This is a genomic window from Methanomethylovorans sp. (assembly GCF_041305605.1).
In the GTDB taxonomy this organism is placed as follows: Archaea; Halobacteriota; Methanosarcinia; order Methanosarcinales; family Methanosarcinaceae; genus Methanomethylovorans.
Window position 1 is genome coordinate 1 of sequence record NZ_JBFYLB010000101.1, and the last position, 24720, is coordinate 24720.

Genomic DNA, 24720 nt, shown 5'->3' on the forward strand with positions numbered 1-24720 from the left:
CGCAGGGCACAGGATACACGAGATTTCCAGAGGTACCATTCTCGCGGTGGGACAGGACGACGTTGCAGAGAGCATGATGATCGTGATGTATGCTCTCGAAGGGAAGGCGGAAGAGATATCAATACAAACAGGAGCTCTGGACGTGCTGGCCAACCAGATATCCGGAATGGTACTTGATTTCGGAGAACTTGACATTTCACGCCTGCATTCGATCTTCAGGAGAGCTTATCCTTTCCGTGACCTGACCCTGCAGGAACTGGAACGTGTTGTGGAACAGGTCACAGAATATCGGCTGGTGTGGAGAGAAGAAGGTTCAAGCGTACTGGGAAGGCGGCGAAAGAGCTGGCAGTATTATTATGAGAACCTGTCCATGATACCCGATGAGAAAAAGTACGAAGTATTCGATATGGTTTCCGGCAGGCCTGTCGGAATGCTGGATGAGGCTTTTGTTGTAACGTCTGCAACTATTGGTGCTGTGTTCATCACTAAAGGTGACATGTGGCGGGTTATAGACATTGACACCGAAAGGGACAGGATAAAAGTGGAGCCCGTTAAGGCAAAGGGTGAGATCCCCAGCTGGGTGGGAGAGGAAATACCTGTACCTTTTGATGTTGCTCAGGCGGTTGGACGTCTTCGTGCTTTTATAAGGGATTCACTTCTACGGAACATTCCAGAAGAAGAAATAGCAGAAGAGCTTATGCGCAAGTACCATGTTGACATGGCAGGTGCTTTAGAGGGAATCTCGCTTGTGGCTGGGCATGTTGCAGCCGGGCTTAAAGTGCCGGACGATAAGACATTAGTCATCGAAAGTGATGAAGATGCAGTTGTCGTTAATGCTTGTTTTGGTCATAATACTAATGAAACCTTAGCCAAAGTACTGACAGCATTGCTTGCGGCACGCTTTGGAAGCAGTGTGGTGCAGGAAATAGACCCTTACCGCATACGTCTACAGGGACCAAGAAGGCTCAAACCTGTTGATATAAAGTCGATGATACTTGATATTGGGCCTGACCATATTGAACCTGTCATAGAGATGACTCTCAAGAACACGTCTCTTATGAAATGGAAAATGGTGCACGTTGCCAGAAAGTTCGGAGCATTGAGCAAAGATCTGGATTATGACAGGATCAGCATGAAAAAGCTCCTTGAAATATACAAAGGCACTTCCATGTACGATGAAGTTATCCGGGAGATCCTGCACGACATGCTGGATATAGAAAAAGCCCGCGAGGTTTTATCCTTGATATCTTCCGGTGCTCTTCAAATGGAAATCAGTGGCCCAACACCTATCGGCTCATCCGGATTCTCTATGAAACGTGATCTTGTAGCTCCGGAGAAGGCTGACAGGTCTATTGTGCTTGCCTTGAAAGAGCGCATCATGCATGATAATATCATATTGTTCTGTGTGCACTGTAAAAAGTGGGTGTCCCACAGAAAAGTTATGAACGTTCCGGATGATATCAAATGCCCTGTATGTGGATCTAAAATGGTGGCTGCCCTCAAACCATGGGAAGAGGAAGAGATCAACATCTTGAAAAAATATAATAGCTCTACCTCCAATGAAGATGTGAAACGCATCCGAAGAGTATATAGGAACGCTAATTTTGTAAGGGCCCATGGACAAAAGGCTGTCATTGCTCTTGCTTCCAGAGGAGTAGGTCCGGAAACGGCTTCCCGCATCATACAGAAGAACAGGTCTGATGAAGAGGATTTCTACAGGGACATTCTGGGAGCAGAGCGCAACTATGCCAAAACAAAGAGATTCTGGGATTGATATTGCAGTTAAATGCTCATCTGCTTCAGAAGGAGAAGCCTGACAATATAAAGGTATTTTACCGTTTTTGAGCAGAAATATATATTTCGTCCAGTATAAAGTACTATTCCCAATAGTTTTATATTTGATGTATTGCAAATTCAGGTGACTAACTCTTTAATTGGAGAGAAGGATTAATTATGAGCGACTTAAACATGAAGGAAAGGTTTTTAAAAGCATTGAAATGTGAGGAAGTCGACAAGGTCCCAGTTCTGTCTGTTACACAGACCGCTATTGTCGAGCTCATGGACAAGACAGGCGCTGCATGGCCAGAAGCACACAGCGATGCAAAGCTCATGGCAGAACTCGCATATGCTTCATACGAAGTCTGTGGTCTTGAGGGCGTAAGGGCACCATACTGTCTTACAGTTCTTGCTCAGGCAATGGGCTGTGAGGTCAACATGGGTACAAAGAACAGACAGCCATCTGTTACAGCCCACCCATACCCGGACAGTGTTGCAAACCTGAAGATGCCTGAGAACCTCCTTGCACAGGGCAGAATTCCCACTGTACTGGAAGCAATGAAGATCCTTAAGCAGAAGACAGATGGAAAGGTTCCTGTAATAGCAGGTATGGAAGGACCGATCACCCTTGCATCAGACCTCTGTGGTGTCAAGAGGTTCATGAAATGGTCCATAAAGGACAAGGCTTCTTACAACACCATACTCGACTTCGCAACTGACGCATGCATTGCATACGCAAATGCTCTGGCAGATGCTGGTGCAGATGTGATCAGTGTACCAGACCCAGTAGCTTCTCCTGACCTCATGGCACCAGCTGCCTTTGAAGCAGACCTCAAGCCAAGGCTCCAGAAGTTCGCAGCAGCAGTAAAGGTTCCAATGATCCTTCACATCTGCGGTGATGTAACTCCAATTATCCCCGCAATGGCAGACTGTGGCTTTGTATCCATTAGTATCGAAGAGAAGGTAAAGGACATGGCAGGCGCAAAGGCAAAGGTTGCAGGCAAAGTATCCATTTGTGGTAACGTGTCAAGCCCCTTCGTTCTGCTTGCAGGCACACCTGAAAAGGTAAAGGAAGCAGCCACAACTGCTCTAAAGGCAGGCGTGGATGTACTTGCACCAGGTTGCGGTATCGCACCGGACACCCCTGTTGCCAACCTTAAGGCAATGGTCGAAGCAAGGAACGAATATTACAAGTAAAATCTTTTGCATTATTTGTGGTCTTCATGACCACATACCTTTTCTTTTTTGAAGGACAAAATTTTCTGCTTAGGGAAACAGTTAAACGGAGTTTTTAATTTGCGTGCTCCCATTTAATATAGCAATTATAGATAGGGTAAGATCATGAAATTCAGCCTTGGAATTGATGCCGGAGGAACATATACTGATGCAGTTCTTGTAAAGGATACAGACGGTTCGATAGTGGCCACAAGTAAGGCCCTTACTACATATCCTGATCTCATAAGAGGAATTCGTGATGCTATAGATGGCCTTCGAACTGATGATCTTGACAAAGTAAGTCTTGTTTCTGTCTCAACCACACTTGCAACGAACACTGTGCTCGAAGGAACAGGAAGTCCGGTAGCTCTGATACTGGTAGGTGATCATCCAACCAAAGGAACATACCCTGCAAAGCATTACACAATGGTTACCGGAGGCCATACATTCGATGGAGAAGAAAACATGCCTTTGGATTGTATAGCCGTAAAGAATTTTGCTTTGAAGGTGAAAGAGTTCGTATCTGCTTTTGCAGTATCTTCATTTTTCAGCATACGCAACCCCGAGCATGAACTTACTGTTAGGGAGATAGTGCGTGAGGCTACAGGATTGCCTGTTGTATGCGGTCATGAACTTTCTCAGGATCTGGGTGCTTATGAACGGGCTGTCACTGCCACGCTTAATGCTCAGCTTTTACCTATTTGTCGCAGCTTCATTGATTCTATGATAAACGAAATACAGAGAAGGGAAATGAATGCAAGGCTGATAATGTTGAAGTGTGATGGAACCGTAATTGGTATAAGGGAAGCTCTGGAAAAACCGATAGAATCTATTTTTTCAGGCCCTGCAGCAAGTCTTGTAGGTGCTTCTTACCTCTGCGGACTGGATACTTGTGCTGTAATTGATGTGGGAGGAACAAGTACAGATGTATCCAGTGTGATAGATGGCGTACCTGAAATTACCGATACAGGCGCTGTAGTTGGAGGCTGGAAGACCAGGGTAAGGGCTACCAGGATGGAAACGTCTGCCTTGGGAGGGGATAGTCAGGTATGGGTAAAGAGTAAACATATATTCATAGGTCCCAGAAGAGTGATACCTTTATGCCTGGCTGCTGAACGATATCCCATGTTCATTGATAAACTGAAAAGATGCGTAATACCCTCACGCAGTTCACTGGATATGAACATCCAGCCGGCAAGATTCTATATAAGGACAGGGTTTGAACCAATCGAACTGGATGAATTTGAGACTGAAGTGCTGAGTGTCATTGGTAATGAACCTTTAACTATAGAAGAGATCGCATCCTCTTCTCACAAATATCCTTCTTCAGTCATTCTTGATGCCCTTGTAAGTAAAAGGCTGATACAACCTATAGGTTTTACCCCCACGGATGCGCTGCATATACTAGGAGAGTATACCCGCTGGAACACACAAGCCGCTTTTATAGGGGCAAGCCACCTATCCCGTCTAATAAAGAAAGATGCTCTGGGATTTGCACTTGCCGTAAAGGCAAAGATGGTCCATAGCATTGCATTTGACCTAATGTATTTCTTGCTGAAGGATGTTGATAGAAAGGGAATAGAGCAGATAATCAATGGTGAGTTTCCGGCTCTTTTCAAGCTGAATATGCCTGTAGTAATGCTAGGTGGACCAGTGACTTCTTTCAAAGAGGATCTTTCGAAAATAATAGATGCCGATATTAGGGTCCCGGAACATGCAGCAGTGGGAAATGCAGCAGGTGCTCTTTTTGGAAAGGGAATAAAGAGAGTGGAAATTTTCATTCGCCCTTTCTCAATATCAGAACCTGACAGGAATTACCTGGTGTTTTCTCCATCCGGAAGGCAAAAGGCAGAAACTTACAGTGAAGCTCTGGACTATGCAAAGAGGATTGGCACCCAGATAGTGAACGAATACATGGATGATTGTGGAGTAAGTAAACACAATATGGATATAGAGTTCTCACAGCAATTATTTTCTCCAGAGGACTGGAAACATGCTCCCCTTGAGACAAAGATAGTAATTATGGCCGTGGGTTTCCCTAAGGGTAAAAATTACTCTTAATCTTTAGCCCCATTTTTAGAATACAAAACATAAGTTATGGGACACTAAGTTCACAAAAAAAAGAAAAAAGAAAGGAACTCAAGTTTAGAACTTGTAGTTCGCTTCTGGCTTGAATACTTTTACTTCGGACTTGTACAGTGCGAGCATGTCGCTCATGAACTTGTCGGACTCGTCGGTGAGTGCATTGATTGCCTTCTCTGCGTCTGCAAGTGCATTTATTTCGAAGCGGGACATCTGCAGCTTACCCTCGGCCTTTGCGGCATTAAGGATGTTGACTGTCTCAACTGCAGCGTTCTTTGAACGGAGGTACAGGTCGTTTCCGTTCTTGGAAATTGCCTTACCAACCTTCCATGCGTTGTCGTATGCAAGAACATAGCCCTGTGGGTCTCTGTACCTGTCGGACATCATCATCATGTCACGGAGCACCTTTCCGTTTCCGGTGTTGAGTGCAACGTTCATGAGTGCTGCATCCATGCTCAGGGTCTGTGCCCAGCACTGGACTGAGGTACCACCGAATTCACCGTGGTATTCGACAGACTCGTTGGACCAGAGGTCACAGCACTGCATTGTCAGGTTACCCATGACATCAGCGTGTGCGCATGTTGCGGACTTTCCTTCCTGGGCGATTGGAACACCGGAAATGGCCTTCACAATGGTGTTCTCGTATCCACAGTCCTTACCTGGACCCTTTGCACCTGCTTCATATCCACAGAGTGTCCTTCCTGCAGAGATAGTCCTTGCAATGATTGCGAGGGTGTGAGCAAGGTTCTTGTCAAGCAGTCCACCTGCAATGAACATTGCGGTGTTTGCCTGTGAACAGTCAGTGTCACCAGCAGGGATTACACCCTTCTTCTGGGCGATCTTGGCGATGTCCTGCCAGATCATGGTCATATCAAGGGAGCCAAGGCATCCTATTGAGTAGATCAAACCTGGTACATCGTTTCTCAGGATTGCGTAGTCTAGGACTTCTTTTCCACCCATTGTTTCGATGGACAGGAAGTCTGCTCCGCCTTCTGCAACTGCTTCGAAGGATTCCATGAGCAAGTCGTACTTTGGACCGATGAGTGCAAGGTAGTCGCGCTCTTCACGGATATCACCAGGGGTGTGCCTGAGACCGCACTTTATACCATACTCTTCATGGTATTCTTCAAGGATGGTCTTCTGAACGTGAGCAATTTCGCCTCCCCATGCGGGGTTGTTGGTCATCTGCTGCACGTGTTCTGTCTCGAGTGAGATAGATGGGAAACCAATCTGTACAGCCCTTGCAAGGATGTCAGTTGTGAGCCTGCGGTATTCGGAGATCAGTTTCTCCTTTGACTGTCCGGCCTCTGGCCTTGGTGCGTAGTTAACCTCGGCTGTAACATAGCCGGCACCGACTTCCAGACCTAACTTTGCCTTTACGGGGTGCTTTGCGTTACCGAAGAGCATGTCGTCGGCCTTGGTGTATGCCATATCAGTGTATCTTTTTACTGTCATTATTGTCACCTCAATTTAATGCATGTGGAAGTGTTCTTTAAGCTGCTTCAAGCTCTTTCCTGCGAGGATCATATCTGCCATCTGTGGGGCATTTGCGGCTTCCTCACCATAGACACCAAGCTCATATGTGACTACGAAGTCCTGGTTCACAGCTCCGCCACCACACTGGAATGGTACCTTTATGCCGGCTTCAAGGAGCCTGTCGTTTACTTCCTTAAAGGCATACATTGTTGTTGTCATGAGTGCTGTACCAGTGACCATCATTGGCTTCTCTTTCTTTACAGCTGCAATGACCTCATCTACTGGAACATCACGGCCAAGGTCTACTACCTCATAGCCTGCTGCTCTTAACAGGGCTGCGACGATTGTCTTACCAATGTCGTGAACGTCACCCTCTGCTACGTGGCAGACGATTTTGCCCTTTGGAACTGGGGCTGAACCGGATTTCTCTTTACAGTACTCGATACCTGCGAGCATTGCATCTGCTGACATCATCACGTTTGGCAGGAAAACTACACCAATGTCATACAGGTCTGTAACGATCTTCATTCCTGGCATCAGTACATCGTCAATCATCTTGATTGGGTTTGCACCGGCAGCCACTGCCTTCTTGAGGCCTTCGACGACATCGTCCTCTTCGCCCTCAAAGATTGCTTTGGATATTGACTTAGCTGGCTCAGCTTTTGGGTATTTCTCAGCGGCCATGTCCTCAGGTGTCTGTGCTTTCTCCATCTGCACATTGTACCTAATTAGTATTTTACTGGGGTCTAAATCCATTTGTTTACCTCCTTATTGGTTCATGTTGCATGCATAAATGCACAGCAACTTAAACATGTGGCAATTAGATAACAGAACGAAGAAGCTGTAATGAGAGTTATCCCCTTACACCTTACATCTTCTACCTGTTTTCCTTCCTTACCACATAAGCAACTACAATTACTGCACATATAAGTATTGCGGTTAACGCCTTTTTTGCAACCATATTTTAAATTGATATACCGGATAATTTTAATAAAAATCTATTTTTTAAATTAAAATAATAATTTGGAGCTGTTTAATGAATACGTGCTTAAAAGAAACTTAAATAGGCTTTAAATTAGCCATTTTTTAATATTTTCTGAATTAAGGGTATTATAAAAGCTTTTTACCCCTAAAAAGCTTCTAAAACCTTCTATTCACGTCTTAATTGGAATATCCCAGTAGATACATGCATCGTATAGAAGCCTTATTGAGTTTACATATATACCCAAGTACCCACCTCATACATTCATACGAAATTTCTTTTTTTAGTTGTGGTACAAAATGCGTCAACTTTTGGTATAAAGTCCATTGTTAAAACAGCACCCAACAAAAAGATTTAAATATATGCACTTTTTCGATCGGCTGGAGAAAAGCCTTAACTAAAAAAAATAATGTTGTGTGCTTAACTTTAGCCCATCTAAACATCATAAACTCAAAGAAACGTGATGTTGGTGTTTTCCACTCTTTTTATGGACAGTTATGCCTTTTAATTCAAATGCCTCGATAACACTGGAATCAACTATATCCATCAAAATCGCTTTATCAATGTTGGAAACCGCAGACAGTATCTTGAACCTGGGGACCTCGGTATTTGAACTTATGAGTTCCATGATTGGTTCCTCATAATGGGCCGTAATGTTCATTTTCACGGTCTCACTACCATTTTCCAGGAACATCTTAATGTGGCCCACAAACTCAGGGCTGTGTTCCAGTACTCTGGCTTTGATCATTCCCATAGTATCCTGCACAACAGTCCGAGCAACATCGGAGAGTATAGTCTCACCAGCCACAATGAACTCTGTGGCATAACTGCTAATCCCCGAAGCTTCTATGGAATCCATACTTTCATCACCGACCTGTCCCCCTTCCATAGCCTGTAATTCCGGACTAACTGTTCGAAGCTTACCAGCAATTTTTCCGGCTGTGTCTTCTTCTAATATTAACCTGATAAAATTGTACCAATGTTCGTCCTGCAGCTTTGTAGAAAGCTGGATAACCCTGGCCTTTGGATTCAGCTGCTGCACCGAAGCCTCGACTATGGAGATCTGAAGTGGCTCCATAAGATCAACCTTATTGATTCCCAGGATATCTGCATCGATGATCTGGCGCATCGAGAAATGCTTGACCTCCTTCATGAGCTGCTTGAACCTGCTACCATCAATCAGTGTGACCAATGGTGCAACCACCGTACCTTTTAGATCCATCAGATTTATCTCATTCTTGATCACCTGAGGGAAAGCAATGCCGGTGGGTTCAATAAGCAAAATATCCGGCTGAAAATCCTTCATGAGCAGAGAGATAGTAATCTTCATGTTCACTTTAAGGCTGCAGCAGATGCAACCGCTGGTAAGTTCAGTAGTATCCAGCCCATACTTGGAAATAACATCTCCATCGATCCCTATCTCACCGATCTCATTCACGATGACAGCGACCTTGTTTCCCTGAGCACTGAGCTCTTTGCCAAGTCTTATGATTGTCGAGGTCTTACCACTACCTAAAAACCCACCAATAACTAATACTCTCATTGAAATACCGTCCCTAAAAAAGAAAGTGGAGAATTATATCTCCATTACCTTCAGGTTCTTCCACTGGAATTTATCCGGTGGGCATGCCCTGATACATCTCTTGCAATTAGAGCCATCACATAGGTCAGACCTGATCATCACAAGACCATCATCATCTATAGTAAGGGCATCAGTTGGACACACCTTGACACACTTCTTGCACTCCGGGCAGTCCACTTTCATCGTGAGATAAGTTCCCACCTGGTCCAGTACTTCAAGACCTTCTTCACCCAACACAGGTATATCTCTCTGTACACGCCTGTCCACTTTAACTATCTTTGAAGCCTCTTCCAGAACAGGCAGCCCTTTCTTCTTGAGCATTTTCTGGAGCATCTTGAAGGGCATGCCTTCAGTCCAGTAGGATATTTCCTGGATATAGGCTTCCTTGAATGCAGGATCAGTTGCGAACATGATATGATTGCTCAGGATCTTCTTTGCGATTGCCTGCAATTCCCAGAGTCTTTCCTCCGAAATCAATATTTCCTTGGCAAGAGAAAGTGAAGTGTTACCTATTTGTATTACTTCATCCACATTGAAAGGCACCATACCTACGTGATGAGCTTTGATCGCATCCATGTATGTTCCGGCAGCACCAGACATGTATGCTTTGCGTATATCACTCATTTCGATACCCGCAGCTTTACACAAAGCAAGATGCCCAGCACGGAGAGCACCCATTGCAAGTCCTGCTTCACTTACGTCCTTCTCAAAGAACATCACCTTATCCTGCAAATGCAAGTTATGATCAGGAGTATTGATCTTAGGCAGTTGTATGATCCCATTCTTCATACCAGCATCAACGACCGCAATTACACCGGTTCCTGTTATGCCCTTTGCTTTAAGTGGATGGTCTTCGATGACCTCTCCGGTCTTTGGGTCCACGAGTTTTGCCTTTATGGTGTTCATTTCCTCATCAAGCACGTAGTTCCTGAGATTACCATTTTCAAACTCCACATCGGCAATAACAAAGGGGGATGCAAGCTTTCCATGTGCGATCTGCTGTCCTTCCAGCGCAGGGCCTGCTGCAGCAGAACCTGTGTAAATTGTACCGTCAACTATCAGTGCCATCTCGGCATTAGTTCCATAGTCAGTGGCTATGGAAATATCTTTGGCGTCCAGGAAACCAGATTTAATGATGAGAGCAAGAGCATCCGCACCTATTTCATGCCTTATGGCTGGCGGAACCCTCAGGGTGGCATTCGGATATACCTCAAGACCGGGCACATCGCTACAATTTAAGATTACTGCGTCTCTTTTTTGCTCTTTGATGTTCAATTTTTCCTTTTTCCTTTCACCTGCGTATGCAAGGTCATCAATGGGTATGCCCTGGAAGATGGATAACTGAATTGGATTACCGCAAATTGCTATCCTTTCAAGTTCCTCCGGTTTGATCCCAAGCTGTTCGATGACTTTCCTTACAGCATTCACGTGAAGTCCATGTGCAAGATCCTGTCCATAGTTAATAGCAAAATCCATATGGTCCATGATATTTGCACCCGGAAGCGGGTTTCTCAGTGTAATAACTGTCTTTTTGATCTCCCCGGTATCAAGATCGATCTTCTGTGCACGGATCCCACTGGTTCCTATATCTACTGCAACACCTAGTCTCATCTTTGTTCCTCGGATACGTGTTCTAAATAAATGATGTATTTTCTATTTGTGAACTATATATTCTTTTACCTTACATCCTGCAAAAAAACAGTCTGATCCTTTTTTCCTACTGAACAGGCAGTTGATTTCCAAAGACTACTGTCAAATAAAGTCAGTAGCTACATACTTTGATATACTATTAATTATAGTGTTGGTCGCCACTTATGGTAGAGTAGGATACATTATTCCTTTTCAATTAGTCTTGACCCTTTATCAGTAAGCATATATTGTTCACTACTCATATCTCCTGTTAGACACACCGTGCATGAAGAACATGAACCACACCCATGAGAAACATATGCCTCTGTTTTTCTTAAGTAGCCCATCTGTTCCATGATCCTTAGACGGTCTTTTAACTGCTCTCCTGACATACCCATCAGAAGAGCAGCCTCATTTAATGAAAGGCGTTCAACAAATATATACCTCAATATGTCAACTATCATACGAAATCCCTAGTTTATTTTTGCATTCCCCTGAAATCTTTTTTCCACAGAAAGTATCCACCCAATGACAATATACCAAGATATATGGCTGGCCTGAAATCATCACCGAAGCTCCAGCCAGTCATTTCAGGATCATTCAACAAATATGATTCCATCCAGTTGCCAGTCATCACAAGCATATAAACAGTTGTAAATATTAGTGAAATTAGTATGCCTACATATACATAAGCGATACCTTCTTTCAGTCCGCTTCTTATTTCCATTAAGCCGTACAGAAAGATGCTGCCAATAAGCACTAGTACCAAACTGCCCATCAGATCGGAAGGAGCAAAAAGAAATCCAAATGCAGTATTTTCAAGGGAATGTACTAAACTGATATCAAACATAGCACATATGCTCAATACAAGCTGGATGCTGCCTGCCAATACATACAAGAAGCCAGTAATAGATGCAAATAGCATTTTTTCTCTTAATGTTCCCGGATCATGTTTCATATACATCCCTCATGTAAGCAGATTTCCTCCCTGGAACACTACAAAGGCCAGCAACCAGGCAACAGCTAATCCATATGCGACAGAAAAGGCAGTCCATTTCCATGATCCGGTCTCTTTTTTAATTATTCCCACTGCTGCTATGCAGGGCATATACAGTAGACTGAAAACCATCAAGCTCAGTGCCGTGATCTGATATAAGTGCGGGTCAGCAAGCAGGCTGTCTGTTAGTGCAAATTGATCATCACCAACCCCGTACAGAACTCCCAGAGACGCCACCACTATCTCCTTTGCAACAAATCCAAATAGCAAAGAAACAGACAGCTTCCAGTCGAAACCAAGCGGACCTAGAAGAGGCTGAATAGCATGCCCTATCATGCCGATCAAACTATCTTCACTACCATATTCAACTCCCCACGGCAAGGCCGCTAGCAGCCAGATCACAACAGAGCCTCCCAGGATTATAGTTCCTGCTTTTCGAATATACATCGAACCATTGTCCCACATGTGGCGTATGCTGGTCTTAAGGGTTGGGACCCTGTATGGCGGAAGCTCCAGGATAAATGGAGCTGGATGACCTTTAAGAGTAGTAGTGCGCAATAACTTTGCAGAGGCTACAGCTACAAGGATACCCAGCAGGTAAATACAAAAGATAACAGTCCCTGCATTTTCGCTAAAAAAAGTACCAGCAAACAGTATATAAATAGGTAATCTTGCTCCGCAGGAAATGAAGGGAACCACCATTATAGTGGCCATGCGATCCATCCTGTCCTCTATACTTCGGGTGGCCATAATAGCAGGCACATTGCATCCAAACCCCAGTAACATGGGAATAAATGACTTACCCTGTAATCCGATCTTGTACATGATCCGGTCTACAATAAAAGCAGCTCTGGCCAGATATCCGCTGTCCTCAAGCATAGAAAGCAAGAAGAAAAGTATAAAGATGTTGGGTATGAATGCGAACACTGAGCCGACACCTCCAATAATACCTTCCCCCACCAGTGATGCAAGCCACCCGGGATGTATGTAAACTGCCGAAACCTCACCCAGCCATACAAATATCCTTTCAATGATTGTCATAAATGGAGTAGCAAAGCTGAAAGTAAGTTCAAAGGCACCCCACATAAGAGAGAGGAATATAGGAATTCCGAGGTACTTATTGGTCATGACCCTGTCTATCATATCTGAAGTTGTCATCCGGGTCATGCAGCGCTCACACATCTGAGGGAACATGGCACTTATGACCTCGTACCTTTTGTCTGCCATCATAGCTTCATATTCTTCTATGTCCAGACTTGCAAGGATAGCTTTGATCTGTGTGGTTATGGAACTTCCGGCAATCTTACGCAGAATGTTCTCATCACCGTCCAGCAGCCTCACTGCCAGCCACCGCAGAGGATACCTTGAGGCAAGATCCGGCTCCTGAGAAAGCACCTTCTCAATCTCGATTATACTGGATTCTATCGCATCACCATAACCAATCTCCCGTCCATGGTGCTTTTCCTTTTGCTTTTCAGCTATCACAGTATCCAGAAGTTCAGATATACCTATGTTCTTGCTCGCGATTGTGCGGACAACAGGCATTGCAAGGATCTTCTCCATTTTCCCTACATGCAGCTTGTCCCCCCTTTCTTCTGCCAGATCGTACATATTAAGAGCAATGACCATTTTTGAGCCAAGTTCCATGAGTTGTGTGGTCAAGTACAAATTTCGTTCAATGTTTGTAGCGTCCACTATCTGTACCACTACATCCGGCCTTTCATCCACAATAAAATCTCTCGCCACGATCTCGTCAAGAGAATAAGCAGTGAGACTATAAGTGCCAGGAAGATCGACGACCTCTATCTCGTATCCCTTGTATAGTTTGAAACCACTTTTCTTTTCAACTGTAACTCCTGGCCAATTTCCCACATGTTGCCTGGAACCGGTGATCACATTGAATAGAGTAGTCTTACCTACATTAGGATTACCTGTGAGGGCCACTTTTATTTTTTCCATTTCTATCTCCCTCCTCACATCGATCTACAAAAACAGGAAGCATCAAAATTTGAACCTCATTAAGAATATACCGGTGCATCTGTAATTAGTCGACTTTGTCTACCACAATATTTACAGCTTCTTGCTTTCTTATGGATAAGCTATAACCCTTTATCCGAAACTCAATGGGATCACCCAACGGAGCAGTTCTTATAACTTCTATTTCTGAACCTGGGACCAAGCCCATATCCATGAGCTTCCTTCTTACAGTGCTTTTAGCAAGTACTTTAATTATCCTTGCTTTTTCTCCGGGTTGAAGATTATTGAGCGTGCTTTCCACCATGCATTTCCCTTTTCTTAACTAACTGCCTTCTTTGAGCATTAAACATGGTTTTAGATATATAGCAATTTCGGATTAGCTAATTTATTTAAGTACACAAAAGAATTACAAACAAGGCGATACGGAAAATAAAAGATATAAATAGCCAGGTAGCTTTTCAGTTCTGGTCTTCCTTATGCTTTTTTCCATGTATCGGGCATTCACCCTGCGAAGAAAGGGTACAAGCTATATTTTCGCCTGTGTCGTAAAAATATTTAAAGTGATCAAGACACAAAGGTAATTCCTGATTTAAGTTCATATATTCCACGAACTTAGTGAACCTATCGAAGGTTTGGGGAGTAAGTATGTGTTCGATCCTGCAGGCGTCATGATTGGCTATTTCTTCATCAAGACCGATTATCAGCAAAAAATCCCTAATGGTGCTGTGCTTTTCCATTGTTTTCTTTGCTATCCTTTCCCCTTCAGGGGTAAGTGTGACCCCACCATACTTCTCATAATTGATGTACCCCATTTTAGTAAGCTTCTTGAACATACCGGTGACACTAGGGGAACTGAGGTCCAGTTCTCTGGATATATCTTTTACCTGAGCATAACCTTTCTTTTCGATTATTTTCTCAATAGCCTTCAAATAGTCTTCAGTTCTTTCAGTGGTCATGGGACATTACCTTGCTGGATAAGCTAATAACATTTGGAAGGAGAGTTGCATTACTATTTAAGTATAGCGATTTACTTATATACTGACTAAAAAAAGATAGGATACAATAGGATACACTATCCTTGGAGGTACTTTTCGAGCCTATCCAGACCTTCCGCGATGTTCTCAATACTATTGGCATACGAAAAACGCAAATATCCTTCAGCCCCGTCACCAAAGTCAATACCCGGCGTCACAGCAACTCCTGCTTCCTCCAGGATCCTCCAGCTAAGTTCCAGTGAACTTGCTCCGTATTCCCTGGCATCTGCCAGTACATAGTAAGCACCCATAGGCGGCGCTCTTACATGAAGTCCTATATCCTTTATTCTGTTTAGCATGTAGCGTCTGCGTTCATTATATGTCCTGACCATCTCATAGACCTGATCCTGCGGACCGGTGAGTGCCGCTACACCGGCATGCTGCACGAAGGCGTTGGTGGATATGAAGAAGTTCTGCTGAATCTTCTGCAGTGTGCGCACATGTTCTCTTGGTACTATCAAATACCCTAATCTCCAGCCGGTCATAGCATAAAGTTTAGAAAGACCATTGAGTACAAAAGCATTATCAGTATATTCAAGGATGGTATGATCTTCACCCTCATAGACTAGCCCTTGGTATATCTCATCAGATATAATAGGCACGTCACCAGCAATCTCTGCCAGTTCCATAAGCTGCTTTGCAGTCATTACCTGCCCCGTGGGATTACAAGGTGAATTGATAAGTATTGCTTTTGTTTTGGAATTGATGGCCTTGTGAAGTTCCTGTGGTTCCAGTATGAATCCATTATCTTCTTTTGTATAGATGAAATGGGGTTTAGCTTGCATAGCACGCACAAAGTTAGGATAGCATGCATAATGAGGGTTTGACATGATGACCTCATCCCCTTGCTCCAGCAAGGCTATGAAGAGCAATAAAAGACCAGGACTGGTTCCTGAAGTCACAATGATCTGCCCAGGTTCAACTTCCAGTCCAAATTTCCGATTGTAATTGTCGGCAATCGCCTCGCGCAGTTGCGAGATTCCTTGACTGTGAGTGTATTTAGTCTCACCTGCGCACATGGCAGCAGAAGCTGCTTTACATATATGTGGCGCAGTGGCAAAATCTGGCTCTCCTATTTCCAGATGTATGATCTGCTTCCCTGCCCTCTCCAGTTCCTGTGCCCTCTCAAGTATTTCCATCACATGGAAAGGGGGCATGTCCATCACGTTTCCGGAAAACATATCCTTAGCATAAGAGTTCATACACTTAAAATGTATGGATTAAAATGTGCAAAAAAGATTGGGAACTATAATAAATAGGAAAAAAGGGACAGGGATTATTTCTTCTCCCTGGCATAGGCAACAATTGCCTCTTTGATACCCCACTTAAAGGCAACTACAACTGCAATACCCCATGCAAGGGGACCCATTAGCAGATAGAATATGCTTGTATCTATGAGCATGGCATCCAGGGCTAAGAGCATAACCACCAGCGAAAGAATGCCTCTGAAGGCAGGTACCCATATATCAGCATTCTCTACTTTCATGCCTTTCATGACATTCCCGATGTAGTCAGCGAAGAAGTCAATAGCAAGCAAGCCAATGATCAGTATCAGTACACCTGCAAACAGGTTTGGCAGATAGTTTATCATGCTTTCGATGAGCTGTGCAATCATTGTCAGGTTAAGTATATTCAATGCTGCCACTATGAAGACGAGGTACCCGAATATTCTAAAAATACCTGACATTATACCTGAGATCTTCATTCCACTTGCTTTGATCGTTGTCCCTATGGGAGTGTTTTCGAGTTTGTCATCTATTCCCGTAGCCATGAGTACATTACGTATGAGATCTGCGAGGAAATCCACCACAAGAAGCCCGACCAATAATGTAACAAAAGCAGACAGGATTAGAGGAATGAACAGGATTATCGAAGCAATGAAGTCTGCAACTACCTGGATCCTCAACAGATCAATGATAATAACCGCAAATATCAGATAAATGAACCATCTGATCACTGCATCGAAGAATCCAACTGTGCTCCCCCCGGTTTTTTTGATCATGTTCCCAATTATTGTCTTGTCCAAGAGATTGTCAAGACCGATCTTGTCCAAGATCTTCGATCCGATCCTACCCAACGCTTTTCCTACGATCATTCCTACTATCAAGAGCAGAATTACAGCTAACAATGTTGGAATAAATGCTATTACTTGGTCTATCATTGTGTACACACTATCTAATATCGGCGATGCCATATTACCACTTCCCGAATTTCAAAAGCTGGGGAGAAAAGAGAGATACCCTACACTAATCAATAATCTCTTTTATCTAACCCCTTTAAGTAGTTTCGTTTTATAGTATTTAACTGTTCGTTTTTATTTAAAGTATATAAAAATTATATTAACGAGATGTTTTTAAATTCTTACATGAGAGTGTTGTCCTGTATCAATTTGCCTCAGGCGTATACTACATGTACCAGCAGTACCAAAAATAGACAATCTAAAGGAGGGCCTATGTGCTGAAGAGCTCAATAGACAGAATAAAAAGAATAAGATCTCTTCCTATCATAGAGGGATACTATCTTGTACTGGGTGGTGGAAAGATCGGTACAAGCTTCACAGAGCATGCACGTAAGCATAGCTTTCCCCTTGTGCTTTTGATAGATAATGATATGAATGCGCCAGCTTCTTCGGGCACAGAGTTCATAAAAGATGCAAATGCCCTTAGTAAGTTCCTTGAAGGCAAATTAGCATCTCCACTTAACAAAGAAAGATCGAATATCTATTTTTATTGTGCCGGACTTAATGCAGTCCCTTTTATCCTGTCCTTTGGAATGCCTGAATATATCGTACCTGCCATACCATGCCATGTGACTGCATATCTTGTGAAGGAGTACTTCAATTGTCCTGATCAAAGAGAACAAACTGTCACAGAGATGTGCATCACACCTGAAGATAAAGATCTTACACAGTTCTTTGATCAATTCACATCTCATTTCCCGGAAAATATTGTAGCAGGCCTCTATCCTGAACAGGGAATAACTATATTATCGTACGCAGGATCGGGAGAGATATGCCCCGATGGATGTCCAGGCCCAGAGAAGTTTTGTCCGAATTTCAGAAGAGAGAAGCCAAAAACAATAACAAATTACCTACGGGATCTGCTTCCTTATACAAAAGGCTGGGTTTTTGAAAGCTACCAGATGAAACCAGGTATAGGTGCAATGAGAGGTGCTGATATGAAACAGAATCTACTGGAAATGTCTGAATACGTCTATTCACTTGGTACATGTGATAGCAGGATTACTCGTATTATTGCACCAAAAGATATCTTTTTTATCGCCACTACCTGCAACTGCCATGGTGTGGTAAGCCTTTTTAGGATCTGCTCTCAAAAGGACAGAAGTTAATGCAAATATATATTATCGTTAAATTATAATTACTATACATGAAGATTTAGTAAGGTAAAATATGCACGACCTATACCAACTATATGTACTGCTTAAAAATGCAGGATATACATCAAGGATAACACGTTGGGAATATGTTCCTTTAGAGATGGAGTCTTCCAGGAACGATTCCCCTGATCCGAATATTAGAGCCATTGAGAACGAGTTATCGCCTGCACAACTGGAGGAACAAAGCATAGATGCTTTCTTGCGGGCGGTAAAGGATGATATATCGATCATCGCTTTTAATGTACCTCCTCCTGGCTTTCCTGATGATTCGGAGCCCTTGATTAAAAGAACAGAGGCAATGACCCCACATTCCTTGGAAGAGCTTGAAGAGATGGAGAGAGCAGGTTATAAAATAACTGATGTTTCCAATAACCTGGAAAGAATGGAAACTCCCATCATTTCAGGAAATGATACAACATGGAAAATACCTTTGTGTATAAATGGAAAAAGAATCATATATAAACTGGAAAGCTTCCGAAGCTCCAGGATGCAGAACATTCGCACACTATTGGAGTTAGGCCAGCCTCTTTGCGAGTTCATTGCAGAAAGAACATTGATATTCGATACACTGGATGCCCTTGCAGGGTGCATAGAAAGGAAACAATGAAAATAAACATCTGTGCCGGGTTTTCAGATTCCCAGCACAAGATCCTCAAATGCACATATATTGTCCGGAGATGCCACAATGTGTGGCCTTAGGACATCAATACCTATATTCATGGTCACGGATGCTGCGAATATCTCCTGGATATCTATGTCCCCATGTTCGAAAAGGTCACCAAGGGCTTTCATCCCTTCAATGAAACCAAGTTCTATGACTTCCAGCAGGCTTACGCCTGCATCCAGTGCCTCATAAGATACTTGCTCTGCAGTGCTGTTATCATGTTCAATGACGGCCCTCTTTGCTTTTGCGAGGATGTTTGTGACTTCTGTTTCAAATTGCATGATTATCATCAGGTGTTTCTCTCGTCTGTATTCTACGATACTTTAAAGGTCTCAAACCCTTCTAATAGCAAAATACTTCAGGCAAATAAATAGATTATCAACTGTGAATATATATTCTTGTGTAAAGCATATAGAGTATATAGTAACCCAGTTTAATCTGAACCATATTTGTATCTTGCTTCACGGGTATTAATCAGAGAGATTTTATAAAAATATAGTATATATAAGTTTCGTATACAGACTTTTTTATGAGTAAAGTAAAGAAAGGAGTGATGATTCAATATTGCTGAGAAACGGAACTATTTATAAGGAGCACAATCAATCGTTGCAATGCAGATCCTCAATGATACCCGAGGTTTGAATCAAATACCTCCATGTGAAATGCTCTCGCATTTCAAAGTTATTCTTCCCCATGGAAGAAAACAATGAAGGATTATCGAATGTTTCAGAGATCTTATCGGCAAGGTCCCTGGGATTTCGGGATTCATATAGAACACAGTTATAACCGGGAATCAAGCAGGATTCCTTTCCAATAACATCAGCAACAATTATTGGTTTACCGGCAGCAATGTACTCTTTTGTCTTTCGGGATGAAAAGAAGCCAGGATAACTTGAATGTGCATCTATTTTATCGTAGGGTAAAATGCAAATATCGAACATGTGCATGATCGACAATGCTTCTTTTTGGGGTTTGCGGCCTGCGAAGATCACATTCCCATAGCCCTTATACGTATCCATCAACTTGGGAGCGTTAAACCCTTCACCCACAATTACGAACAAAACGTCCGGAACATATTCGGCTGCCTGGCACATGTCTTCTACGTTCATGAAAGACTCCCAGTTACCTACAAAACCCACGATCTTCTTATAATCCTTGAGATCCAATGTGTGGATACCAGTATTTGCATCATCGATCTTTTGTATGTCAACGCCATTTGGAATTAAGATGCACTTATTTTTGTACTTCTGTATTTGGGCCTCAATGCCTTCACTGACAACAATCATACGATCACTGAGTTCCAAAGTGATCGCATCGATAAATTTCACAACGAAACTTCTCAGATGTCTTCCTCGTTGAGACAATTCCAGATCATACTTTCCATGGAAATCTGAATACACCTTGACACCTATGAGTTTCAATAGGACCAATAGCATAATTGAGTCATAGCCTCTCAATATAGCAAAATCCCGATGATGGGTAATTGCAAACCTGAATGCAAAAAGTGTTAATTGCAATCTGTAAAGTATGCCTTTCAATAACAAAAATTTGCCATCAATGCTTATGAAAGGCTGTACTTGAATCAGATCATCCAGATCAATCTCATCTTTATCACTGGACTGCATGATCAAGTAAGTATCTTGAAACTCTTTTTTGAGTTCGCTGAATATATGTAAAGCCCTTGAGGATTGCACAACACTATAAGAGGGCACATTAGCCAGTAATATAAATCCTTTCTTAGATGCCATGGGAAACAAACACAATCTTTAGAAGATCATAGTACTTGACAGCATACACAATATTTTCAGGATATGTGTATAAGAGGAGGGAGTTGTTATGAACAAAGACTTAGCATCTTAACGGTATAGGTCCACTCCTGAATTTGAGTATATCTTATCATACTTTGATAATGAACTTGACATTGCTGCATCATTACCATCTTCCGAATCATAGATATAGTTCGAGCTGTCTCCGCCGAAATATATCCCTCCGTTTAAGAACTGCTTTTGCCTTATGATCACATATCCATAATAAGTTGGAATCTCCTCAACATCGGAAATCAGGTAACTGTTGAAGAAAGGCAATCCAAATTCTTTGGATCTACTGAAATTCTCTTGAATGAAGAATCGGTCTACATTATAATCAGAGTGTAATTCAGATCCGGAATCAACATGGTCCATAAAATGATTAAATCCTTCGATCTCATCTGAAGTGAAATATTTTCTAACAGGATCTGACAAGAAACCCTTTGACTCCGGCCCACTATACAAAACCGAGGTGAATACAAACACAGCCAACAATACAGAAATAACTACTAACCAGACCGGTTTTTTTCCACTGTTAGACAGATAATTGAATAACAAATAAATACCTGCTGCCATAGCAAATGCCATAAATGGACTTATCAATAACATAAACCTATCAAATCTAAATAAGGTCATTGTTTGCCACAGGGTCTGAATTGGAGTTGGGATATAGAGTACGAGTGTAAGTAGAGCAAACAATGCAAACACCGAGAGATAATCCACATAGTTCCTCTTATCAGCTTTGATACGATCCCACAGAAGATATCCGATCCCAATTAGAGCAAAGAATAAAAATACCGATATATCAAGATGTTGGATTATATATATCCACTCATAACCAATCTGCACAGTATCTTTAATTTGGAATTCTTCATAGAATTGAAGGTTAGATCGGCTTTGTAACAGTTCTTCCACGAACACATTTGCAAAGTAGAACCAATACCCAATGAACATTGCAGAGAACAAAGATAAATATGTACCATTAACATATTTTTCACTAGACAAGATACGCTCACAAAATAACAGAAGGAACAGTACAATAGCGATCTGAGCTGCTGAAACCTGATGGACAAGCACCACAAAGAGCGTAACAAGTACGGCAAGTCCCTGATATACAAAACCATGACCATTGGCGTCTTTTTTATACAGCAGATATAGGATTACGATGAAACCTGCATAGGCAATAGTCCTTGTGATCATGTACATCCCATAATAAATAACAGTACTGTTCACAGAATATACAAGACATGATAAAAGGGCTAGAGTAGAGTTATTTGTAGTTTTAATTAAGAAATAATAGATAAAAATAACTAATACTGAATAGATAAAACCTGCACCAATAAAGTAGGAGTGTGGCACATCTAATCCCAACAAGTAAGAAAACTCAGAGTTTAAAATATGGAACAGGGGAAAGCTTGAATAAAATGTGCTCAGATCTACCGGAATTACGTGCCCCGACAGATTTGTCACTTCTGCTAAAAACATATGAGACATGATATCAGTGCCGCCAAAATACAGAGGATATTTTAGCGTAACGCTATAGATCAAGTTTAAAGTAGATAGAAATAGTTCGATCAGAATAATATTAGCGTTTGAAGACTTGGAAAAGATCTGATTCAAAATCAATACATAGATCAATGTGACTGTTGCAAAGTAATACCACGATCTAGTGGTACTCAAGAACAGAAGTACAATAGACAATAGATAAAGCGTTATAAAAGCTAAAACTGCAGTTCTTTGATTCAAAGAAATTCCTTTGAGAAGGGATTCATCATGACCAAGATCCTTTCTGTACATTTTTGACAAAAATACGGCAGAGAATATTGCTGGTACTGCTACTAACAAACCTCTAATTGCAAAATCTGGACGGTCTATAATATAGGCAATCGCAATGCCAGCAGCAACCATTGCAATGATGAATAGGGGAAAAATACTTGCAACAAATCTTAATACTTTATGAATTGTACCAATTTTCTTTTCCTGCATTTATAGACTCCTGAAATATGGGACTGACTTTTAAGTAGCTCCGTCAAAGATAAAGCTTCTTTTATTCCCATTATAGGTCAAATAGCCTCCTATAACGACAGTACTATTCTCTCCCTTTTATGGCTTAAAATCCCCATCTTAGAATATAAAATTAACTCAAGAATACTATAATGATATCTTTTCTAAAATTTGTTGTTCTTGCTTCGGACATACCAGCAAATCCTCAACTGGCTACTACATTTAACTTTATTTGTAAAAATGTAACAACATATCTAAGCGAAACTTCTCCAATGCAAGTTTGTATTGGGCAAGAATTTAAATAATACAATACTGCATACGACTACCTACTTCTGACTAATCAGTGACAGAAGCGCACTTTTTCAAAAGCTATAAATAATAGTAATAGCCAACCGCTATCCTACTACTATTGCATGGTTAGGACCCAGCGGGCCAACTCCCGCATTGCAGGTAGTTGTTGCGAGGAAGTGAAAATATGGCAAATCTAAGACAGCCAAATGCAAATGAAGCTACTGGGACCTTTAACAGGTCAAAGAGCGTTGTACCGATGTCTGGCATATGTACCCGCTGCGTGGATGGGTGCCGTGGGAACTGTGAGATATTCAAATCATCCTTCAGAGGACGTGAAGTTATCTACCCCGGACCATTCGGAGAGATCACTGCTGGTGCAGACAAAAACTACCCAATAGACTATTCCCATCTTAACATTCAGGGATATGCTGTTGGTGCAGTTGGAATGGCCGAAGGGATGATACCTGGCCCAGAGACAGCAAGATTCCCAAATGTCAACACCGAAACAGAGTACGGCTGGGATAAGAAAGTAAAGATGAAGTTACCCATTTTCACCGGAGCCTTGGGTTCCACGGATATCGCCAGAAAGAACTGGGAACATTTTGCCATTGGTGCCGCAATATCAGGTGTCACCATAGTTTGTGGTGAGAACGTATGTGGCATAGACCCACAGCTCAAGCGCGGAAGCGATGGACTTGTGAAAGAATCACCTGAAATGGACCGCAGAATAGCCCTTTACCAGAAGTTCTACGACGGATACGGAGAAATGCTTGTCCAGATGAACGTAGAGGACACGAACCTCGGTGTCGCAGAATACATTTCAAGCAAACATGAAATGGATACTATCGAACTTAAGTGGGGACAGGGAGCAAAATGTATTGGCGGAGAGATAAAAGTAAAGGATCTCGACCGTGCTATCGAGCTTAAGAAAAGAGGCTACATCGTTACCCCGGACCCTGAACTTGCATCTGTGCAGGAAGCATTCAAGCTCGGCGCTATCAGAGAATTCGAGAGACATTCCAGGCTTGGGTTCGTTACCGAAGAGGGATTCCATGCAGAATGCGACAGATTGAGAGACCTTGGTTTCAAGCGCATCACCCTTAAGACTGGTGCTTATTCCATGACAGAGACTGCAATGGCCATAAAATACAGCTCCGATGCAAAGATCGACCTGCTCACCTATGATGGTGCTCCGGGAGGTACCGGTATGAGCCCCTGGCCAATGATGGAAGAATGGGGAATACCAACATTCTACCTGCAATCCCTGGTCTATGAGTTTGCTGAGAAATTATCAAAGCGTGGAAAGAGAATACCGGACCTTGCTATGGCAGGAGGATTCTCCAGCGAGGATGGAATTTATAAAGCACTTGCAATGGGCGCACCACACTTCAAGGCAGTATGCATGGGCCGTGCACTTATGATACCAGGCATGGTAGGCAAAAATATAGGCAACTGGCTGAAAGAGGACGACCTGCCAAAGACCGTTTCTGAGTTCGGGCACAGACCTGAAGAGATCTTCATTCACTTTGAAGAGCTTCAGGAAATATACGGTAACGATATGAAAGAGATCCCGCTGGGTGCTGTTGGTATCTACTCTTATGCACAGAAGACAAAGGTCGGACTGCAGCAGCTCATGGCTGGTTCAAGAAGGTTCAGTTTGCCCACATTATCACGCAAGGACCTCATGGCTCTGACAGAAGAAGCCGCAAAGGTCTCAGGCATAGCCTATGTGATGGATGCCTACAGGAATATTGCCGAAGAGATACTTGACAGCTAATTAAGCTGGCTAATGTACTCTCTTCCTATTTCT

At 42.6% G+C, this 24720-nt stretch carries 19 protein-coding genes and 1 pseudogene; 6 read left to right on the forward strand and 14 right to left on the reverse strand.

From position 1 onward, the window contains the following. From ACCM36_RS06470 to ACCM36_RS06480, 3 genes and pseudogenes are all read left to right on the forward strand, one after another. Positions 1–1774 (forward strand): annotated as a pseudogene (locus ACCM36_RS06470) (helicase); the annotation flags it as partial. A gap of 179 nt (positions 1775–1953) precedes the next feature. Further along, positions 1954–2973 (forward strand): methylcobamide:CoM methyltransferase MtaA, encoded by a 1020-nt coding sequence (gene mtaA, locus ACCM36_RS06475; RefSeq protein ID WP_370572933.1) that lies wholly within the window; start codon positions 1954–1956, stop codon positions 2971–2973. A 144-nt stretch (positions 2974–3117) separates the two neighbouring features. Continuing rightward, positions 3118–5052, forward strand: a complete 1935-nt coding sequence (locus tag ACCM36_RS06480) for a hydantoinase/oxoprolinase N-terminal domain-containing protein (RefSeq protein WP_370572934.1) — start codon at positions 3118–3120, stop codon at positions 5050–5052. An 84-nt stretch (positions 5053–5136) separates the two neighbouring features. On the opposite strand, the gene mtaB is transcribed toward ACCM36_RS06480, so the two are convergent. The 11 genes from mtaB to ACCM36_RS06535 form a co-directional block, all read right to left on the reverse strand. Continuing rightward, positions 5137–6528: a methanol--corrinoid protein co-methyltransferase MtaB gene (mtaB, locus tag ACCM36_RS06485; RefSeq protein ID WP_370572935.1), complete on the reverse strand. Its 1392-nt coding sequence runs from the start codon at positions 6526–6528 to the stop codon at positions 5137–5139. Positions 6529–6543: 15 nt separating this feature from the next. Beyond that, entirely contained in the window at positions 6544–7305 is a 762-nt protein-coding gene (gene mtaC / locus ACCM36_RS06490; RefSeq protein ID WP_370572936.1) for a methanol--corrinoid protein MtaC, read from the reverse strand. A gap of 668 nt (positions 7306–7973) precedes the next feature. After that, positions 7974–9074 carry a GTP-binding protein gene (locus ACCM36_RS06495; RefSeq protein ID WP_370572937.1) on the reverse strand — a complete coding sequence of 367 codons (1101 nt, stop codon included), beginning with the start codon at positions 9072–9074 and terminating at the stop codon, positions 7974–7976. Between the two features lie 33 nt (positions 9075–9107). Beyond that, complete coding sequence (locus ACCM36_RS06500) at positions 9108–10724, reverse strand: methylamine methyltransferase corrinoid protein reductive activase (protein ID WP_370572938.1); 1617 nt, start codon at positions 10722–10724, stop codon at positions 9108–9110. A gap of 221 nt (positions 10725–10945) precedes the next feature. After that, positions 10946–11206 (reverse strand): hypothetical protein, encoded by a 261-nt coding sequence (locus tag ACCM36_RS06505; RefSeq protein ID WP_370572939.1) that lies wholly within the window; start codon positions 11204–11206, stop codon positions 10946–10948. Positions 11207–11220: 14 nt separating this feature from the next. After that, the gene (locus tag ACCM36_RS06510; protein WP_370572940.1) at positions 11221–11700 is read right to left on the reverse strand and encodes a hypothetical protein; all 480 of its coding nucleotides are present in this window, start codon (positions 11698–11700) and stop codon (positions 11221–11223) included. A gap of 9 nt (positions 11701–11709) precedes the next feature. Beyond that, on the reverse strand, positions 11710–13698 hold the full coding sequence (gene feoB / locus ACCM36_RS06515; protein WP_370572941.1) for a ferrous iron transport protein B: 1989 nt from the start codon (positions 13696–13698) through the stop codon (positions 11710–11712). A gap of 85 nt (positions 13699–13783) precedes the next feature. Further along, complete coding sequence (locus tag ACCM36_RS06520; protein WP_370572942.1) at positions 13784–14020, reverse strand: ferrous iron transport protein A; 237 nt, start codon at positions 14018–14020, stop codon at positions 13784–13786. 154 nt (positions 14021–14174) lie between these two features. Further along, positions 14175–14672 (reverse strand): metal-dependent transcriptional regulator, encoded by a 498-nt coding sequence (locus ACCM36_RS06525; RefSeq protein ID WP_370572943.1) that lies wholly within the window; start codon positions 14670–14672, stop codon positions 14175–14177. A 116-nt stretch (positions 14673–14788) separates the two neighbouring features. Next, on the reverse strand, positions 14789–15931 hold the full coding sequence (locus tag ACCM36_RS06530) for a pyridoxal phosphate-dependent aminotransferase (RefSeq protein WP_370572944.1): 1143 nt from the start codon (positions 15929–15931) through the stop codon (positions 14789–14791). A 95-nt stretch (positions 15932–16026) separates the two neighbouring features. Continuing rightward, the gene (locus ACCM36_RS06535; RefSeq protein ID WP_370572945.1) at positions 16027–16944 is read right to left on the reverse strand and encodes a hypothetical protein; all 918 of its coding nucleotides are present in this window, start codon (positions 16942–16944) and stop codon (positions 16027–16029) included. Between the two features lie 260 nt (positions 16945–17204). Between ACCM36_RS06535 and ACCM36_RS06540 the strand changes: the two genes are divergently transcribed. Together ACCM36_RS06540 and ACCM36_RS06545 are read left to right on the forward strand one after the other, a co-directional pair. Continuing rightward, on the forward strand, positions 17205–18098 hold the full coding sequence (locus tag ACCM36_RS06540) for a hypothetical protein (protein ID WP_370572946.1): 894 nt from the start codon (positions 17205–17207) through the stop codon (positions 18096–18098). Between the two features lie 61 nt (positions 18099–18159). Then, complete coding sequence (locus ACCM36_RS06545) at positions 18160–18753, forward strand: hypothetical protein (protein ID WP_370572947.1); 594 nt, start codon at positions 18160–18162, stop codon at positions 18751–18753. A gap of 23 nt (positions 18754–18776) precedes the next feature. Here ACCM36_RS06545 and ACCM36_RS06550 read toward each other — a convergent pair whose 3' ends face one another. From ACCM36_RS06550 to ACCM36_RS06560, 3 genes are all read right to left on the reverse strand, one after another. Next, positions 18777–19091 carry a B12-binding domain-containing protein gene (locus ACCM36_RS06550; protein ID WP_370572948.1) on the reverse strand — a complete coding sequence of 105 codons (315 nt, stop codon included), beginning with the start codon at positions 19089–19091 and terminating at the stop codon, positions 18777–18779. Between the two features lie 318 nt (positions 19092–19409). Continuing rightward, positions 19410–20558: a glycosyltransferase gene (locus ACCM36_RS06555; RefSeq protein WP_370572949.1), complete on the reverse strand. Its 1149-nt coding sequence runs from the start codon at positions 20556–20558 to the stop codon at positions 19410–19412. Positions 20559–20666: 108 nt separating this feature from the next. Then, positions 20667–22601, reverse strand: a complete 1935-nt coding sequence (locus ACCM36_RS06560) for a hypothetical protein (RefSeq protein ID WP_370572950.1) — start codon at positions 22599–22601, stop codon at positions 20667–20669. Between the two features lie 493 nt (positions 22602–23094). Between ACCM36_RS06560 and ACCM36_RS06565 the strand changes: the two genes are divergently transcribed. Further along, on the forward strand, positions 23095–24687 hold the full coding sequence (locus ACCM36_RS06565; RefSeq protein WP_370572951.1) for an FMN-binding glutamate synthase family protein: 1593 nt from the start codon (positions 23095–23097) through the stop codon (positions 24685–24687). The last annotated feature ends 33 nt before the right edge of the window (positions 24688–24720 follow it).

Bases quoted from the DNA above. Each gene is read 5' to 3' on its own strand.
- mtaA (WP_370572933.1), top strand. From the start codon at position 1,954: ATGAGCGACTTAAACATGAAGGAAAGGTTTTTAAAAGCATTGAAATGT.
- ACCM36_RS06480 (WP_370572934.1), top strand. From the start codon at position 3,118: ATGAAATTCAGCCTTGGAATTGATGCCGGAGGAACATATACTGATGCA.
- mtaB (WP_370572935.1), bottom strand. From the start codon at position 6,528: ATGACAGTAAAAAGATACACTGATATGGCATACACCAAGGCCGACGAC.
- mtaC (WP_370572936.1), bottom strand. From the start codon at position 7,305: ATGGATTTAGACCCCAGTAAAATACTAATTAGGTACAATGTGCAGATG.
- ACCM36_RS06495 (WP_370572937.1), bottom strand. From the start codon at position 9,074: ATGAGAGTATTAGTTATTGGTGGGTTTTTAGGTAGTGGTAAGACCTCG.
- ACCM36_RS06500 (WP_370572938.1), bottom strand. From the start codon at position 10,724: ATGAGACTAGGTGTTGCAGTAGATATAGGAACCAGTGGGATCCGTGCA.
- ACCM36_RS06505 (WP_370572939.1), bottom strand. From the start codon at position 11,206: ATGATAGTTGACATATTGAGGTATATATTTGTTGAACGCCTTTCATTA.
- ACCM36_RS06510 (WP_370572940.1), bottom strand. From the start codon at position 11,700: ATGAAACATGATCCGGGAACATTAAGAGAAAAAATGCTATTTGCATCT.
- feoB (WP_370572941.1), bottom strand. From the start codon at position 13,698: ATGGAAAAAATAAAAGTGGCCCTCACAGGTAATCCTAATGTAGGTAAG.
- ACCM36_RS06520 (WP_370572942.1), bottom strand. From the start codon at position 14,020: ATGGTGGAAAGCACGCTCAATAATCTTCAACCCGGAGAAAAAGCAAGG.
- ACCM36_RS06525 (WP_370572943.1), bottom strand. From the start codon at position 14,672: ATGACCACTGAAAGAACTGAAGACTATTTGAAGGCTATTGAGAAAATA.
- ACCM36_RS06530 (WP_370572944.1), bottom strand. From the start codon at position 15,931: ATGTTTTCCGGAAACGTGATGGACATGCCCCCTTTCCATGTGATGGAA.
- ACCM36_RS06535 (WP_370572945.1), bottom strand. From the start codon at position 16,944: ATGGCATCGCCGATATTAGATAGTGTGTACACAATGATAGACCAAGTA.
- ACCM36_RS06545 (WP_370572947.1), top strand. From the start codon at position 18,160: ATGCACGACCTATACCAACTATATGTACTGCTTAAAAATGCAGGATAT.
- ACCM36_RS06550 (WP_370572948.1), bottom strand. From the start codon at position 19,091: ATGCAATTTGAAACAGAAGTCACAAACATCCTCGCAAAAGCAAAGAGG.
- ACCM36_RS06555 (WP_370572949.1), bottom strand. From the start codon at position 20,558: ATGGCATCTAAGAAAGGATTTATATTACTGGCTAATGTGCCCTCTTAT.
- ACCM36_RS06560 (WP_370572950.1), bottom strand. From the start codon at position 22,601: ATGCAGGAAAAGAAAATTGGTACAATTCATAAAGTATTAAGATTTGTT.
- ACCM36_RS06565 (WP_370572951.1), top strand. From the start codon at position 23,095: ATGGCAAATCTAAGACAGCCAAATGCAAATGAAGCTACTGGGACCTTT.